Annotated in this window: 15 protein-coding genes; 5 read left to right on the forward strand and 10 right to left on the reverse strand. The window is 53.6% G+C overall.

Going from position 1 to position 15171, the window contains the following annotated elements; translation table 11 throughout:
• Position 1 precedes the first annotated feature (1 nt).
• Together aguB and cpxP are read right to left on the reverse strand one after the other, a co-directional pair.
• Positions 2–886 (reverse strand): N-carbamoylputrescine amidase, encoded by an 885-nt coding sequence (gene aguB / locus EDI29_RS15020; protein WP_137741533.1) that lies wholly within the window; start codon positions 884–886, stop codon positions 2–4.
• 428 nt (positions 887–1314) lie between these two features.
• Positions 1315–1827 (reverse strand): cell-envelope stress modulator CpxP, encoded by a 513-nt coding sequence (cpxP, locus tag EDI29_RS15025; protein WP_137741534.1) that lies wholly within the window; start codon positions 1825–1827, stop codon positions 1315–1317.
• Positions 1828–1980: 153 nt separating this feature from the next.
• Here cpxP and cpxR point away from each other — a divergent pair, with 153 nt between their 5' ends.
• The 4 genes from cpxR (at position 1981) to EDI29_RS15045 (ending at position 7164) form a co-directional block, all read left to right on the forward strand.
• On the forward strand, positions 1981–2679 hold the full coding sequence (gene cpxR / locus EDI29_RS15030; RefSeq protein WP_137741535.1) for an envelope stress response regulator transcription factor CpxR: 699 nt from the start codon (positions 1981–1983) through the stop codon (positions 2677–2679).
• Positions 2676–4046 (forward strand): envelope stress sensor histidine kinase CpxA, encoded by a 1371-nt coding sequence (gene cpxA, locus EDI29_RS15035; protein WP_107168682.1) that lies wholly within the window; start codon positions 2676–2678, stop codon positions 4044–4046. The genes cpxR and cpxA overlap by 4 nt, the downstream gene beginning before the upstream one ends.
• A 164-nt stretch (positions 4047–4210) precedes the next feature.
• A complete protein-coding gene (locus tag EDI29_RS15040; RefSeq protein WP_137741536.1) occupies positions 4211–6385 on the forward strand; it encodes a PA5441 family protein in 2175 nt (724 codons plus the stop codon).
• Entirely contained in the window at positions 6355–7164 is an 810-nt protein-coding gene (locus EDI29_RS15045) for a DUF3142 domain-containing protein (RefSeq protein WP_137741537.1), read from the forward strand. The genes EDI29_RS15040 and EDI29_RS15045 overlap by 31 nt, the downstream gene beginning before the upstream one ends.
• Positions 7165–7174: 10 nt before the next feature.
• Here EDI29_RS15045 and EDI29_RS15050 read toward each other — a convergent pair whose 3' ends face one another.
• Positions 7175–7639 carry a tRNA (cytidine(34)-2'-O)-methyltransferase gene (locus EDI29_RS15050; protein ID WP_107168676.1) on the reverse strand — a complete coding sequence of 155 codons (465 nt, stop codon included), beginning with the start codon at positions 7637–7639 and terminating at the stop codon, positions 7175–7177.
• Positions 7640–7950: 311 nt separating this feature from the next.
• Here EDI29_RS15050 and EDI29_RS15055 point away from each other — a divergent pair, with 311 nt between their 5' ends.
• Positions 7951–8247, forward strand: a complete 297-nt coding sequence (locus EDI29_RS15055; protein ID WP_137741538.1) for a hypothetical protein — start codon at positions 7951–7953, stop codon at positions 8245–8247.
• 13 nt (positions 8248–8260) lie between these two features.
• Here the strand turns inward: EDI29_RS15055 and EDI29_RS15060 are convergent, their stop codons facing one another.
• From EDI29_RS15060 to EDI29_RS15090, 7 genes are all read right to left on the reverse strand, one after another.
• A complete protein-coding gene (locus EDI29_RS15060; protein WP_137741539.1) occupies positions 8261–9217 on the reverse strand; it encodes an AEC family transporter in 957 nt (318 codons plus the stop codon).
• Positions 9218–9332: 115 nt separating this feature from the next.
• A complete protein-coding gene (gene ugpQ / locus EDI29_RS15065; RefSeq protein WP_137741540.1) occupies positions 9333–10082 on the reverse strand; it encodes a glycerophosphodiester phosphodiesterase in 750 nt (249 codons plus the stop codon).
• Positions 10082–11155 carry a sn-glycerol-3-phosphate import ATP-binding protein UgpC gene (locus EDI29_RS15070; RefSeq protein WP_137741541.1) on the reverse strand — a complete coding sequence of 358 codons (1074 nt, stop codon included), beginning with the start codon at positions 11153–11155 and terminating at the stop codon, positions 10082–10084. The genes ugpQ and EDI29_RS15070 overlap by 1 nt, the downstream gene beginning before the upstream one ends.
• A 25-nt stretch (positions 11156–11180) precedes the next feature.
• The gene (gene ugpE / locus EDI29_RS15075; RefSeq protein ID WP_113627061.1) at positions 11181–12026 is read right to left on the reverse strand and encodes a sn-glycerol-3-phosphate ABC transporter permease UgpE; all 846 of its coding nucleotides are present in this window, start codon (positions 12024–12026) and stop codon (positions 11181–11183) included.
• Entirely contained in the window at positions 12023–12910 is an 888-nt protein-coding gene (ugpA, locus tag EDI29_RS15080) for a sn-glycerol-3-phosphate ABC transporter permease UgpA (protein WP_010303217.1), read from the reverse strand. Before ugpA ends, ugpE begins: the two co-directional genes overlap by 4 nt.
• A gap of 68 nt (positions 12911–12978) precedes the next feature.
• Entirely contained in the window at positions 12979–14313 is a 1335-nt protein-coding gene (ugpB, locus tag EDI29_RS15085; RefSeq protein ID WP_137741542.1) for a sn-glycerol-3-phosphate ABC transporter substrate-binding protein UgpB, read from the reverse strand.
• Between the two features lie 425 nt (positions 14314–14738).
• Entirely contained in the window at positions 14739–15155 is a 417-nt protein-coding gene (locus EDI29_RS15090) for a hypothetical protein (RefSeq protein WP_137741578.1), read from the reverse strand.
• Between the last annotated feature and the right edge of the window lie 16 nt (positions 15156–15171).

The following is a 15171-nucleotide window of genomic DNA, read 5'->3' on the forward strand; positions in this document are numbered from 1 at the left end:
CTTATCTCCGGGTCTTGCCGTCAGAGGTGGCAATGGTGCCGTACATTTCCGGACGACGGTCGCGGAACAGGCCCCATGACGCACGCTGTGCTGCAATGGCTTCTAAATCAAATTCATGCACCAGAATCGCTTCATCCGTCTTATTGGCCTGTGCCAACAGCGCACCCGTTTGGTCGGCAATGAAGGACGAGCCGTAGAACGTCATTTCCAAACCGTCGATGTATTTGCTGGCTTCCGTACCGATGCGGTTGGATGCGATCACTGGCACCAGATTCGCGGCGGCGTGACCTTGCTGAACGCGGGTCCAGTGCGGCTGACTGTCGATATCTGGGTAAGCGGGTTCAGAACCAATCGCGGTAGGATAGAAAATCAGCTCGGCACCCTGCAACGCCAGGCTGCGTGCAGTTTCTGGGAACCACTGATCCCAGCAAATGCCCACGCCGATTTTTGCGTAGCGTGTCTGCCAAACTTTAAAGCCAGTGTCGCCCGGAATGAAGAACTGCTTTTCCTGATACGCCGGACCGTTCGGAATGTGCGTTTTGCGGTAAACGTCCAACACTGAACCGTCCGCGTCAATCATCACCAGCGAGTTGTAATAGGCATTATTGGCACGCTCAAAGAAGCTCAACGGCAACACCACATTCAGCTCCGCCGCCAGTGCGGAGAAGTGTTTAATCAGCGGGCTGGTTTCCAGCTCCTGCGCCAGTGCATAGTGCTCAGGGCTCTGATCGATACAAAAATACGGTGCGGCAAACAGTTCCTGAATCAGGATAACCTGCGCGCCCTTTGCCTGCGCTTGTCGCACCAGCTTTTCAGCGTTTTCGATATTCTTGGGCAGATCCCAGGAACACGCCATTTGTGTTGCGGCAACGGTAACTTTTTTCATGCGAAAACCTCAATAATAACGATATATACCCGCCCTTTCTCACCGGCAAGTATCAGCAATCAGTGTTTCTCTCCGCCACGATTATGCATCAGCGCTAACCGGCGCGGCCTTAACGAGTGTAGGACAACACACCAACGCATGCCCAGTAGGCGTCTCCCGTTAATATATTGACCGAGAATGACATGTGTATTATGCCAGTTAATGACAGCACTTCACTATGCCGAAGAATGATCTTGCCCACGTAAATCGGACACAGCTCGATTGGAGTCAAAATGCACCATCGACGTTAAAAAAACCCAAAAAAAAGCCCTCCATCATGGAGGGCAAAAAGACAGGGATGGTGTCTATGGCAAGGAAAAACAGGGTGTGTACCTACTACACATTTACTACTCGGACTGCACTACGCTTACAGACTACTTACTACACTACTACTCAGGATTACTTGTCGTGCCTGGTGCCGGCGCGGCCATCTGGTTAAACATGGATATCTGCTGCTGCATCTCTTTCATGCGTTGCTTATGCTTCAGCTCTAGTATTTCTTTCTGTGCTGGCGTCAGCAGGTTATACATTTGGTTGCGCACTCGGGTCATCTGAATCTGACGCTCAATCTGCACACTCATCATTCGGGTTATCTGCGCTCGCACCGCCGCTTCATCAAACGTTTCCGCAGTCACCAACTGGTGCATGGCTTTAATATCTTCGGTATTAAACGCCGGTTTGTCCTGACGGCTCTGGTGCATCAAATCACGCATTTGTTGACGCTGTTGCTCAGTCAACCTCACGCCATCGAACATACCTTGCTGGCTGGATACGCCTTTCGTGGCGGAATCATCAATATGCCAGCCGCCGCTCGCCGGAGCATCCCCACTCTCTGCTGCAAAGGCGGTAAAAGTGCCTAACATAAGCAGTGAAGCAAGAGATAAGGTTGCGAACTGTTGCATCAATAACTCTCCAGAGCGGTACGTCATTTTGTGAATCAATGAGCATGAGTCTACGCATCTTGCTGCAAACATGCGTCAGAGGATGTAAAACTACGTAAAGTCATGGAATAGCGCTAATCTATGTCGTATTTTGCCCTTGGAGGTAGAGAAAACATGAATAAAATTCTGCTGGTTGATGACGATAAAGAGCTGACGGCTTTATTGAAAGAGTTGCTCGAAATGGAAGGTTTTAACGTCGTTGTCGCCTACGACGGCGAGCAGGCGTTACAGATAATAGATAACACCATTGACCTGTTATTACTGGATGTGATGATGCCGAAGAAAAACGGTATCGATACATTAAAAGAACTACGACAGCAGCATCAAACGCCGGTCATCATGTTGACCGCCCGCGGCAGTGAGTTAGATCGCGTTCTTGGCCTGGAGCTGGGTGCCGATGACTATCTGCCGAAACCCTTTAACGACAGGGAACTGGTAGCACGAATTCGCGCGATTCTCCGCCGTTCCAACTGGACCGATCAACAGCAGGCGGGTGATAACAGCGCGCCCACGCTGGAAGTCGATGGCCTGCGTCTGAACCCCGGACGACAGGAAGCCAGCTTTGACGATGTTGTATTGGATTTGACAGGCACCGAATTCACGCTGCTCTATCTGCTGGCGCAGCGGTTAGGACAGGTGGTTTCCCGCGAGCATTTAAGTCAGGAAGTCCTGGGGAAACGGCTGACGCCGTTTGATCGTGCGATTGATATGCATATCTCGAACCTGCGGCGTAAATTGCCAGAACGTAAAGACGGCTTGCCCTGGTTTAAAACGCTGCGTGGACGAGGCTATTTGATGGTATCGGCTGCATGATCAATAGTTTGACCGCCCGTATCTTTGCCATTTTTTGGTTAACGCTGGCGCTGGTACTCATGCTGGTTTTGATGGTGCCCAAGCTGGACTCACGCCAGCTTACTGCCTTGCTGGAAAACGAGCAGCGGCAGGGCATCATGCTGGAACAGCACATTGAAGCAGACCTCGCCAACACCCCTGCCAACGATCTGCGCTGGTGGCTACGGCTGTTCTGGGTGTTGGAGAAGTGGGCTCCACCGGGGCAGCGCCTTTTTCTGGTCACCAGCGAAGGTCGGATCTTTGGCGCAGAGAAACATGAAACTCCGATTGTGCGTAATTTTATCGGGTTGTCGGATAACGCCGATCATCCACAAAAGAAAAATTACGGCCGCATTGAGCTTCTCGGTCCCTTTGCGATCCGCGATGGTGATGACAACTACCAGCTTTATCTGATTCGTCCTGCCAGTAGCCCGCAGTCCGATTTCATTAGCCTGTTGTTTGACCGTCCTTTGCTGCTACTGATCTTCACCATGCTGATCAGTTCACCGCTATTGCTCTGGCTCGCCTGGAGTCTGGCGAAACCCGCGCGGAAGCTCAAGCACGCCGCCGATGAAGTCGCCAAAGGCAATTTACGTCAGCATCCTGAATTGGAATCTGGTCCGCAGGAGTTTCAGGCGACGGGCGTCAGCTTTAACCAAATGGTCAGTGCGCTGGAACGGATGGTGACCGCACAGCAACGTCTGCTGTCGGATATCTCGCACGAACTGCGCACGCCGCTGACGCGCTTGCAGTTGGCAACGGCGCTACTGCGTCGGCGTCAGGGAGAAGGCAATGAACTGAACCGCATCGAGACGGAAACGCAGCGGCTCGACAGCATGATTAACGACCTGCTGGTGCTGTCACGCAATCAGCACAAGAATGAACTGACCCGCGAGTTCCTGCATGCTGATGAACTGTGGGGCAATGTGTTGGATGATGCGGCTTTTGAAGCCGAGCAGATGGGTAAAACGCTGGAAGTCCCTTACCCTCCGGGTCCCTGGACGCTCTTCGGTAATCCGGCCTCGCTCGACAGTGCGCTGGAGAATATCGTGCGCAATGCGCTGCGTTATTCTCACAACCACATCGAAGTGGCTTTCTCGGTCGATAATCAGGGCATCACCATCAAAGTGGATGACGACGGCCCCGGCGTTAGCCCGGAAGATCGTGAACAGATTTTCCGCCCTTTCTACCGTACCGATGAAGCGCGTGACCGCGAATCCGGCGGCAGCGGTTTAGGGCTCGCCATCGTGGAAACCGCGATTACGCAGCACAAAGGGTGGGTAAAAGCGGAAGACAGCCCGCTGGGTGGATTGCGCTTAATCATCTGGCTGCCGTTGCATCAACGCTAAATCGGACAACCTCTTTCCTACGCTACATCCTCTCAGGTGCCCAACACGGGCACCTGTCACGTTCTGTTTATCTTCTCTGCATTGAGTTTTTTACGCGATTGCGTAGAGTGATCGCACTCATGCCGAAAACAGGCAAGACCCGTGTTGAATGAAGGATACCAACCATGAAAGGAGTAACGCTGCTGGCTGGCGTACTGACCACGTTAATGAGCAGTCAGGCATTCAGTTCCAGCGATGGAGTGTGCGGCTTTTCCGACTCGGAATGTGGCATGTCCGCCCTGCCCTATTTGCAGCCGGGCAACGACACGCGTGCTAACCTGATGTTGCTGCAAAGCCGTCTCCACAACATGTCGCTTCCGTTGCCCCATCCTTTACCCGATCAAACGCGTTCACGTATCGACCCTTTCACCGCCTATCGGGTCATGGGGATTGCAGCGACGGAAACACCTCAAACGTCAGAGGCAGGGGAAGATGTCACGGCGGATGCACCTTATCTCTCTACGCTCAACAAAGCGAAGCAACTGAATCTTCCTTTGTCCGTTCAGGGCACCCTCTCCACGTTTTCGCCTGACGACAACGAAGGACGGCATATTTCCAATGCGCTCTCCACATTGGAAGCGTTTTTTGATGTCCTGTTGGCAGACAAACAGCTCACCGAGGAACAACGCACGCTGCTGGCACATCAGCGGGTCAATCTCCTCAACCCATTGTATACCAAAGAGGCGCTGAACGAGGGTCTTGTCAGTCTGCCGGACGAAGGACATGCCGGTGCACTCAATCAGTATCTATTCGCTGCTCTGGCGTTTTATCAGGGTCACTTTGATGAGGCGGAAAGCGGCTTTCAGGCGTTAACGTCTTCACCACAGCCGTGGGTGACGGAAACCTCGCGCTACATGTTGATTCGCGTGGCAATCAATAAAGCCATGGAGAACGCGTTAGATGAGTACAACATGTTCGACGCCAGTAAAGCCGATAAAGACACTGCACAGTTGGCGGTTAAGCGTATTGATGATTATCTGAAACAGTATCCAGAGGGGCAATACATCGATTCTGCTAACGGGCTATATCGTCGCGCTTACTGGATCATGAACGATATGGATGCCTTAGCGAAAACGTACCAACATGAGTTGGACAGCACCGCCGATATCGAAACCCTCCTTGAATTAAGCGACGAAATCGACAACAAGCTGCTGGAAAATCGGCAGTTCACCAGCGCATCGGGCAGCGCGCCGTTGACGATGGTGCAAGATCTCAAACGCCTGCGTTCAGACGAAGGCTGGCTGGCATTACCCACCTTATCTGCCGACGAACTGGCCGCGCAGAAACCGCTGTTTGAGCAAGGCAACATGCAGGAAGCGTTCAGCTACCTCCAGGCCGCCCAGCTGTTTTATGGTCAAAAAGACTATGCTGCCGTGGTTAACAGCGTTCCCGCCACACAGGCGAACGATTTGACCGATACCGTGCGTTTCAGCCTACAGGTATTACGTGGTCGAGCGCTGGTGCGTCTGGAACACTGGGATGAGGCTGAAGCGCACTGGCGTCAGCTGTTAACGCATAAAATGGGGTACACGCAAAATCAGTTCCTGCAATTAGCATTGGCAGAAACGCTGGTCAAAGCGGGCCACCCAGAGCGCATTTTTGCTGCCGATAGCCCGGTGAAAAACCTACGTTTCCGTTCTGCCGTGCTCAAAGTTAGCGCCAACGCGGATCTACTCCGTCAGCAGACAGGCTCGCAGCAGAGCCATGAGGAACGAGCGATTGCGCTGCATACGCTGTTAACCAAATCGCTGACCCACGGTGATTACGCCAGCTATCTCAAAGATGTTCAGCTGCGAAAAGACATCCCGCCGCTGGTGAGCAGCGAAAATCAAAGCTGGAATCAGGAAGATCTAACGGCCTTTGATTGGGACGGCAGCGACACCGAGGAAGACTATCAATGCCCGGCGCTGGATAGCGTAGTTGCGACGCTGAATCAACGCCCCAATGACGCTCGTGCGATTAACTGCCTCGGCGAGTTCTTCCTGCGCACCAATAACAGCGTGGGCTTCGACTGGGGTGAAGGCAGTATGTTGAGCGGACTCACCAATGCGCCAACGCAATTCGTCGGTGCCGAATATAACCGTCTGGATGGTTATATGAAGGTGATCGCCGATCCAAAAGCGCCACCGGAAGACAAAACCTATGCCTTGTATCGCGCGGTCTACTGCTATGCACCGAGTGGCTATAACGACTGTGGCCCACAGGAAATCAGCAAGGCAACCCGCAAAGCCTGGTTTACTCAACTGAAAACCAAATACAAAGGCAGCGTGTGGGCAGAAAAGCTCGATTATTACTGGTAACGCCGTCAATCGTGCTGGCCTGCCTGCTTTCGTTCTGTACGCAGGCCGCTTCCGTTAACGCTGTACCGTCAACCGTCAACGCGGCGAACGCCACCGTCGACGCGACGCGCTATCAGGATTTTTGGCTGTGGGCCGCAGTGCGACCCCAGCCGATTCTGCATCAGACACAGACGCTGTACCTGCATCAGGGAGAAGTCGCCCGCCGTCAGGGTAATGTCGTTTTCCTGCGACAAGGGGTTCCACCCAGCCAACTACGCGTTAAGCGCGTCTGGCTGGCTTTCCGTATGACCACACTGGAGCTTTCCGATCGCCATCTGAACCGGATGCTAAAGTTACGGGAAAAGTGGCAACGCCACGGCAATCACGTTGTCGGGATTCAGATAGATTTTGACGCGAAAAGCTATCAACTGGCAGGCTATGTCGCATTTCTAACGCAATTGCGCGAGCGTTTACCCGAAGATTGTCAACTCAGCATTACCGGGCTGCTTGACTGGTCGAAAACGGGGGATGTCTCTGCACTGAACCGCTTACAGGGCAAGTTGGATGAGGTAGTGGTGCAAACTTATCAAGGGCGCAACACGATAACCAACTACGCTGAGTACCTGCCCGCACTGATGAAGCTGACCCTGCCTTTCCGCCTGGGGCTGGTACAAAACGGCAAATGGGAAAAACAGTGGCAGCAGCGCCTTGCCACTTCACCGTATTATCGCGGGGAAGTGGTGTTTTTGGTAAACCCTCCGACGAGGAAATCACCATCGCGCAGCAGTAAAGCGGAGTAACTATCTATAACTACAGACAGCCACCGAAGCCATTCTGCCGCCAGGCTTCATAGCTGATAATTGCCACCGCATTGGACAGATTCAGGCTGCGGCTATCGGACTGCATGGGAATACGGATACGGAAATCCGATTCGAAGCCATTACGGATCTCGTCTGGCAGGCCGGACGTTTCCGATCCAAACAGCAGCACATCGCCCGGCTGATAGGTCGGCTGGTCATAGGGACGACTGCCTTTGGTCGTACAGGCGAAAATGCGCTGACCGGGAATTGCGGCCAGAAAATCCTGATAGTTCTTATGACGGCTGACTTTCGCCAGATCGTGGTAATCCAGCCCTGCGCGGCGCAGTTTCTTCTCTTCAAAATCAAACCCAAGCGGTTCGATCAAATGAAGCGTACAGCCGTTGTTGGCAGCTAATCGGATGATATTGCCGGTGTTTGGTGCAATTTGCGGTTCATAGAGCGCGATATGGAACATGAGATAACGTCAACCACGAAGAAAAATTCCGCCGCAGTATAACGCATTCCAACGGGGCAGCCCAAAACCTGTGCACGCCGGAATGCGGATTACTCTGCACGACGTTTTCATCCGCAGCGATTACACTCGATCTTACGGAAAAAGGCGTTCGAGCAGCGATAATGGATAGATCGTAAAGACGCTGTAAATACATCCCTGTACGCTCGGCTTGCGCCATCCATGGCGCAAACGCTTTACTCTTCTATCTCATTATCGCTGTTTGCGTTTCACAAATGGCTTATCGACAGGCCGAAGACCTGTGTGGAGGTTTAATGAAACACCCTAAGACACTATTGGCCTGTGCTGCCCTGCTCGGCCTGCCGCTTCTGGCAAGCGCCAACACGCCGCAAGCGCCCACGCCTCAGCAGCAGTTTGAAAATGGCATCAGCAGCCAGAAACAGCTACAGCAAAGTATGCAGCAAAGCCAAAAATTGCAGCAGCAACAGCTGAATCAGCAGCTTGAGCAGCGTAATCAGCAATTGCAGCAACAACGCCAACAGCAGCTACAGAAGGATTTGCAGCGGTCACAGAGAACCACACCGCCACCGCCAATTAAGCAGAATCCCTGATGCGATGGCGGCCTTATAGCCGCACACCCATCAGCGTTAAAATCAACGGCGTGGTTAACGCCGCCATCGCCGTTGATAGCAGCAGGCTTGATGCCACCGGGCCGCCCAATACATCGAACTGGCGCGACATCAAATAGACGTTAACGCCCACCGCCATCGACCCGAGCAACACAACCGCACGCGTCTCCATTTCCGGCAGGCCGAGCGCAATCGCAATCCCCCAGATCACCAGCGGTTGTACCAGCAGCTTGATGGTACAAATCGCTGTACTAATCTGCCAACCATCACGCACGCGGTATTCCGCCAGCCCCATCCCCAGCGCCACCAGCGACAGCGGTGCGGCAATCTGCCCCAGCATGGAAAGCGGCTGATCGACGTACGACGGCAGCGGCAAGCCCGTCAGGCTGAACGCCGTACCGGACAGAATGCCGATAATCAGTGGGTTCTTCAGCACGCCCAGCGCGGTTTTGGTGAAGCCCTGTAGCGACAACGCCCCGTTACGCGCCCATTCCACCGACACCGTCACCAGCGTCCACAAAATCAGCCCGTTAAACACCACCACCAGCGCGACAGACGGGATCGCCTCTTCACCCAGCATCAGTGTGGCAATCGGCAGCCCCAGCATCACGTTGTTGGAGAAGATGCCGCTCAGCGCAAACAGCGAGCCGGAGACGCCATCAAGATGAAAGATTTTGCGCGCCACGATGCGGCCAAGGACAAACACCAGCAGGCAGCCGCCGAAAAAGGCGATCAGCAGTCGGGCATCCACCACCGGACGTTTAGAGAAATCCGACATCAGACGGAACAGCATAGCGGGCATCGCCACAGAGAAGACAAAGCGCGTCATGCCGTCGGTCACGGTGGTCGGCCATTTACCGTAGCGAATCAGGCTATAACCGAGCGCAATAAGAACAAAGAGGGGTAACGACAGAAAAATCTGGTGCCAAAGCGAAACAATAAATGCGGGCATGAAGCCACTTCCTTATTACCGGCACCAAGTCAGAAAGAAGGTCCCCGCATTATATTTTCTTGCAGCAATATCAACATCGCCGCAGCTTGAAGTATGACGGGTATAGAGGCAAACCTCAGCCGGTCGCGAAGTTAGCCCCGATTAAATCTATCCGGTCAGTACAGATACAGTCAACGCCCCAATCCAGCAAAGTTTGCGCGCGATCGGGTTGGTTGACGGTATAAACCAGAATGCGCAAACCCGCCGCTTTCAGCGCCGCGACGCGTTCTGCCGTCAGCAGTTTGTGATTCAGGTGAATGGACACACACCCCAGACGCTGCGTTAACGCCAGCCAGTCTTCTTCCCACTCATCCAGCAGCAGCCCGCGCGGCAGTTCCGGTGCGGTCTGTTGCGCCGCCTCCAGGGCGTCGACAGAGAACGATGACAGCAGCGGTGCAACCGGATGAGCGGCCCACAGTTGACGCGCCGCCAGCGCAATCAGCCGCCCGGTTTCTGCTTCGTATCCGGTGGTGGGTTTAATCTCGATATTGGCCGCCATGCCATACTGCACGCAGCGTTTTGCCACTTCCGATAGCAGCGGCAGGCGTTCACCAACAAATTTATGGCCGTACCAGCCGCCGACATCCAGCCCAACCAGCTTGTCCCACGGCAGTTCTCCTGCAATTCCCCAGCCGTTGCTGGTGCGCTCAAGCGTGTCGTCGTGTAGGAGGAAAATCTGGCCGTCCTGCGACAGCTTGGCGTCAAATTCGATCATCTTGTGACCGAGGCTGGCACCGACATCAATCGCCGCCAGCGTGTTTTCCGGTGCCAGTGAACCGCCGCCGCGATGGGCGACAATGCTCGGGTAAGGCCAGAGTGTTTCCATTATTCCATCCGTAATCCGCTTTGCGAATCAAACAGGTGCCATGATGACGTCGGTAAGTGTAGCCAAAGCGTCGAGCCAATCGCGGGGCAGTGCTCATAAGAGAGCCGCGCGATCACGTTCTGCCCGCCCCACTTGCCGTGCGCTAAATTGTCCGCGCCCAGCAGTTCGAGTGTTGAAATCTGCAACGGAATACCGCCAGTTTCACGCGTCGCCAGCTGAATATGCTCTGGTCGAACCCCCAGCGTCAATGCTTTACCGCGCCACTGCGGCTTCGGTTCAGGCAGCGCCAGTGCGATGTCACCATCGATTTCAAAACGGCAGCCGTCATCGCTAATGCGACCCGACCACAGGTTCATGGCCGGTGAGCCAATAAAGCTGGCCACAAACAGCGATGCCGGGCGGCGATAAATATCAGCCGGCGCGCCGATTTGCTCGGCAATACCCTTGTTCATCACGATGACGCGCTGTGCCAGCGTCATGGCTTCAACCTGATCGTGCGTGACGTACAGGCTGGTGGTTTTCAGGCGCTGGTGCAACTGCTGTAGTTCGAGCCGCATTTGTACGCGCAGTTTGGCGTCCAGATTCGACAACGGTTCGTCAAACAGGAACACTGCTGGTTCGCGTACAATTGCCCGTCCCATTGCCACACGCTGACGCTGACCGCCGGATAGTTCACGCGGCTTGCGTTGCAGCAGCGGCATCAGTTCCAGAATTCGCGCCGCGTCTTCCACGCGCTCACGAATCTGCGTCTTGCCGAAGCCACGGATTTTCAGGCCGTAAGCCATATTGTCGAATACATTCATATGGGGATAAAGCGCATAGTTCTGGAACACCATCGCAATACCGCGATCTTTTGGTTCCAGATCGGTGACGCGCTGGTTATCAATATAGATATCGCCGCTGGTGGTGCGTTCGAGGCCTGCCACCATGCGCAGCAGCGTCGATTTACCGCAGCCTGACGGCCCGACCATCACGACGAATTCGCCGTCAGCGACGTCCAGATCGATAGGTTGGATAATCTGTGTTTTGCCATCGTAAGACTTGGTGACGGCCTGAAGTTTTAAACATGCCATAAGCGTTTCCGAAATTCGTCTTGATTTATTTTTCGCTGTCGACCAGACCGCGAACGAACCAGCGCTGCATCAGTAGTACCACCAGCAGCGGCGGCAGCATGGTCAGCAGCATTGCGGCCATCACCTGATTCCACTGGGTCGCGCCATCGCCGGAGGCAATCATGCTTTTAATCCCAGCGACGGCGGTACCCAGATTGGCATCGCTGACAATCAGCAGCGGCCACAGGTACTGGTTCCAGCCGTAGATGAACGTGATCACAAACAGCGCAGCCAAATTGGTTTTCGACAACGGCAGTACCATGTCGAAGAAGAAGCGCATCGGGCTGGCACCGTCGATACGCGCCGCTTCCATCAGCTCATCCGGCAGCGTCATAAAGAACTGGCGAAACAGGAAGGTTGCGGTTGCCGAGGCCATCAGCGGCAGCGTTAAACCGGTGTAGCTGTCCATCATGTCCAGCCGCGCGATCACTTCCACCGTCGGGAAAATACGCACTTCCACCGGCAGCATCAGCGTCAGGAAAATCATCCAGAAGAACAGATTGCGCAGCGGAAAACGGAAATAGACGATGGCGTAGGCGGACAGGATCGATACGGTAATTTTGCCCACCGTGATCGCCAGCGCCATCACGAAGCTGTTAAGCAGCATCAGCCCGAACGGCGTGGTGTTGTTGCCCGCACCGTGCAGCCAGATATAACGCAGGTTTTCCCACAGGTGGGAACCGGGGATGAGCGTCATCGGAGCCTGAAAGACTTCCTGATTATCCAGCGTGGCAGCGACAAACCCCACGTACAGCGGAAACAAGACGGCGAGAATGCCGACGATCAGCATGACGTGGCTGAAAATATCTAACCCGCGACGATTCTCAATCATTGGTAATTCACCTTCCGCTCAACAAAACGGAACTGAATCACGGTCAACCCGATAACCAGTATCATCAGCACCACCGACTGCGCTGCTGAACTGGACAGATCCAGCCCTGCGAAGCCCTCACGATAAATTTTGTAGATCAGCGTGGTCGTCGACTGCACTGGCCCACCAGCCGTCGCGGCATCGATAATCGGGAAGGTATCGAAAAAGGCATACACCAGATTGACGACCAGCAAGAAGAAGCTCACCGGCGAGATCATCGGCAGCACCAGATTGAAGAAGCGCCGCACGGGGCCAGCACCATCAATCGCACCCGCTTCCACCAGCGAACGGGGGATCGATTGCAGCGCGGCGAGGAAGAACAGGAAGTTATAGCTAATCTGCTTCCAGACCGAGGCCAGTACGACTAAAAACATCGCCTGACCGCTGTGCTGCGCGTGGTTCCACGTATAGCCCAGCAGCCCGAGAAAATGGGTAATCAGCCCCAGTCCGGGGTTAAACAGGAACATCCACAGTACGGCAGCGACAGCAGGTGCCACAGCATACGGCAGGATGATCAACGTCTGATACAGGCGGCTGGCACGGATCACGTAGTCCACCAGCGCGGCCAGAAAGAGTGAAATCAGCATGCCAAACCCTGCCACCAGAAAGCTGAATATCAGCGTGGTGTAAAACGAATCGAGGTAGTAGGGGTTATTGAACAACTGTCTGAAGTTCTCCATGCCGACGAACTCACTGGATAGCCCAAACGGGTCCAGATTCTGCACCGAATACCACAGCGCCTGACCAGCAGGCCAGATAAAGAAAATCACGGTAATCAGCAGTTGAGGCAGCACCAGCACATAGGGCAACCAACTGCTGCGAAAAACGGGGCGGGATGATGTCATGCGGTAACTCATTGCAAACAGAAAAGAAACAGGCCGATTCCCTTCGGCCCGGTATTACTCAACACGTATTACTTCGTTGACTGCTCGAAGCGACGCAGCAGCGCGTTACCGCGTTCTACCGCGCTATCCAACGCCTGTTGTGGCGTCTTCTTACCTGTCCATACGCTTTCTAATTCTTCATCCACGACGGTACGAATTTGCGGCATATTGCCCAAACGTAGCCCTTTGGTGAACGGCAACGGTGGCTTGTTCAACATCTGACGCGTAGCGATATCTGCACCAGGGTTTTTCTCATAGAAGCCCTGCTTCTGCGTCAGCTCATACGCCGCCGTGGTGATCGGCAGGTAACCGGTTTTCTGGTGCCATTCGGCAGCATTTTCCGGCTCGGCCAGGAACTTCATAAACTCAGCGACGCCTTTGTAGGTCGCGGCATCTTTACCGCCCATCACCCACAGGCTTGCTCCGCCGATAATGGCGTTCTGCGGTGCGCCTTTCGCATCGGCGTCATACGGCATCATGCCAACGCCGTAGTTGAATTTGGCGTGTTCACGGATGTTCGCCAGCGAACCGGAAGAAGCGGTCGTGATAGCACAGTCGCCGTTGTAGAATTTCTCGGTCGGCTCATCCTTGCGCCCGAAATAGGTGAAGTCCCCCTTCTTGTTCATGTCCTGCAACAGCTGGATGTGTTTGACCTGCGTCGGCTTGTTGAATTCCAGCACGGCATCGGTGCCGTCAAAACCGTTGTTCTTGCTCGCAACGGGCAGACCATGCCAGGCGCTGAAGTTTTCAATCTGAATCCAGCCCTGCCAGCCGCTGGCGTAGCCGCACTTCATCCCAGCAGCACGCAGTTTGGCGGTGTAGTCGGCCATCTGCTGCCAGGTTTTCGGCGGCTGCTCTGGATCTAACCCTGCTTTCTTGAAGGCATCTTTGTTGTAGTACAGCACCGGGGTCGAGCTGTTAAATGGCTGCGACAGCAGGTGGCCGCTCTTCGCATCGGTGTAATAACCGGAGACGGTCGGTACAAACACCGACTCATCGAAATTAATGCCAGCGTCTTTGAACACTTCATAGACTGGCTTGATGGCTTTACTTGCCATCATGGTCGCCGTACCGACTTCATAGACCTGCAAAATGGCGGGTGCATTCCCCGCACGATAGGCCGCAATCCCGGCAGCCAGATTCTGTTCGTAGTTGCCTTTGTAGACCGGCACAATTTTTACATCGCTGTGTGCTTGGTTAAAACGGTCGGCCAGAGAATTCACTTCTTTCCCTAATTCGCCTTCCATGGAATGCCAGAAAGGAATTTCTGTCGCGGCCTGCGCACTGGCGCTCATCAGCGCGAATGCCACACACGCCGCGGCGGTGCGAATAGCATGTGTTTTACGAATTGTGTTGTTGAACATGCCTGTCTCCTGCAATCGATTAAGTTCGCCATCATCACGGCGTTTTTTATGCGAAGGTAAACATGACATGAGCGCATGACAGAAAAATAACTGGAAGATGACGGGAAAGTGACAGAGGGAGGGGGCATAAGTAAAGAATTCACTTATGCTACAGGAAATAAATTTTACAGGTTTTCACTAAACATGGACGACAACAGGAGTAATAAGTGGAGTAACGGCCTAAAAACCGATCCTCAAGATAATGCTGACCGCAACTCTTTATATCACGCTATCTTGGCAGGAGATGAAAGCGGCGAAAGCCCATTGACGCTGCATGAAATTGCCGCGAATCAAAAGCGGTCTCATAACCAGCCTCATAATGAAGGCTAGAGTAACGGTGTGAAACCATAAGGTTATATTAAACACTCTGACTACCACGCTCAGGGCTATTTTCGTATGACATCAACGATAACGGTTTTAGGATCGTTGATGATTCCTATATGTATCGTTTTATCTGAATCCGTCGACTTCCAATACTCACCCGTCGTGTCTGTGTAGCTCAGCGTAAAACCAAGCGACGCTAGATAGCCGCGTATGTTTGTCGCATCATCGATGTTTTGAAACGTAATATTGCTGACTTCCAACGCAGGGCCATCAACCGTTGCATAGCCAAAATCATAGAGAGAAGAAATGCGCGGGCTATTTTTAATGATGTCGTCTGTAAGCATTTCATACCGCCGAGTATCCTGTTCTGTATAGCGAGAACTCCCTTCCGTCAGGATAACCATTGCAGGCCAATAATAGATAAGCGGCAACGCAATTAGGATCGATATACTTAACAGTATGCTTATTCTTCTTTTCATATTATAAAACATTAGC

Source organism: Pectobacterium polonicum (genome assembly GCF_005497185.1).
GTDB classification, from domain to species: domain Bacteria; phylum Pseudomonadota; class Gammaproteobacteria; order Enterobacterales; family Enterobacteriaceae; genus Pectobacterium; species Pectobacterium polonicum.

Bases quoted from the DNA above. Each gene is read 5' to 3' on its own strand.
- cpxP (WP_137741534.1), bottom strand. From the start codon at position 1,827: ATGCAACAGTTCGCAACCTTATCTCTTGCTTCACTGCTTATGTTAGGC.
- EDI29_RS15070 (WP_137741541.1), bottom strand. From the start codon at position 11,155: ATGGCATGTTTAAAACTTCAGGCCGTCACCAAGTCTTACGATGGCAAA.
- ugpA (WP_010303217.1), bottom strand. From the start codon at position 12,910: ATGACATCATCCCGCCCCGTTTTTCGCAGCAGTTGGTTGCCCTATGTG.
- EDI29_RS15050 (WP_107168676.1), bottom strand. From the start codon at position 7,639: ATGTTCCATATCGCGCTCTATGAACCGCAAATTGCACCAAACACCGGC.
- ugpE (WP_113627061.1), bottom strand. From the start codon at position 12,026: ATGATTGAGAATCGTCGCGGGTTAGATATTTTCAGCCACGTCATGCTG.
- cpxR (WP_137741535.1), top strand. From the start codon at position 1,981: ATGAATAAAATTCTGCTGGTTGATGACGATAAAGAGCTGACGGCTTTA.
- aguB (WP_137741533.1), bottom strand. From the start codon at position 886: ATGAAAAAAGTTACCGTTGCCGCAACACAAATGGCGTGTTCCTGGGAT.
- EDI29_RS15060 (WP_137741539.1), bottom strand. From the start codon at position 9,217: ATGCCCGCATTTATTGTTTCGCTTTGGCACCAGATTTTTCTGTCGTTA.
- ugpB (WP_137741542.1), bottom strand. From the start codon at position 14,313: ATGTTCAACAACACAATTCGTAAAACACATGCTATTCGCACCGCCGCG.
- EDI29_RS15040 (WP_137741536.1), top strand. From the start codon at position 4,211: ATGAAAGGAGTAACGCTGCTGGCTGGCGTACTGACCACGTTAATGAGC.
- EDI29_RS15055 (WP_137741538.1), top strand. From the start codon at position 7,951: ATGAAACACCCTAAGACACTATTGGCCTGTGCTGCCCTGCTCGGCCTG.
- EDI29_RS15090 (WP_137741578.1), bottom strand. From the start codon at position 15,155: ATGAAAAGAAGAATAAGCATACTGTTAAGTATATCGATCCTAATTGCG.
- cpxA (WP_107168682.1), top strand. From the start codon at position 2,676: ATGATCAATAGTTTGACCGCCCGTATCTTTGCCATTTTTTGGTTAACG.
- ugpQ (WP_137741540.1), bottom strand. From the start codon at position 10,082: ATGGAAACACTCTGGCCTTACCCGAGCATTGTCGCCCATCGCGGCGGC.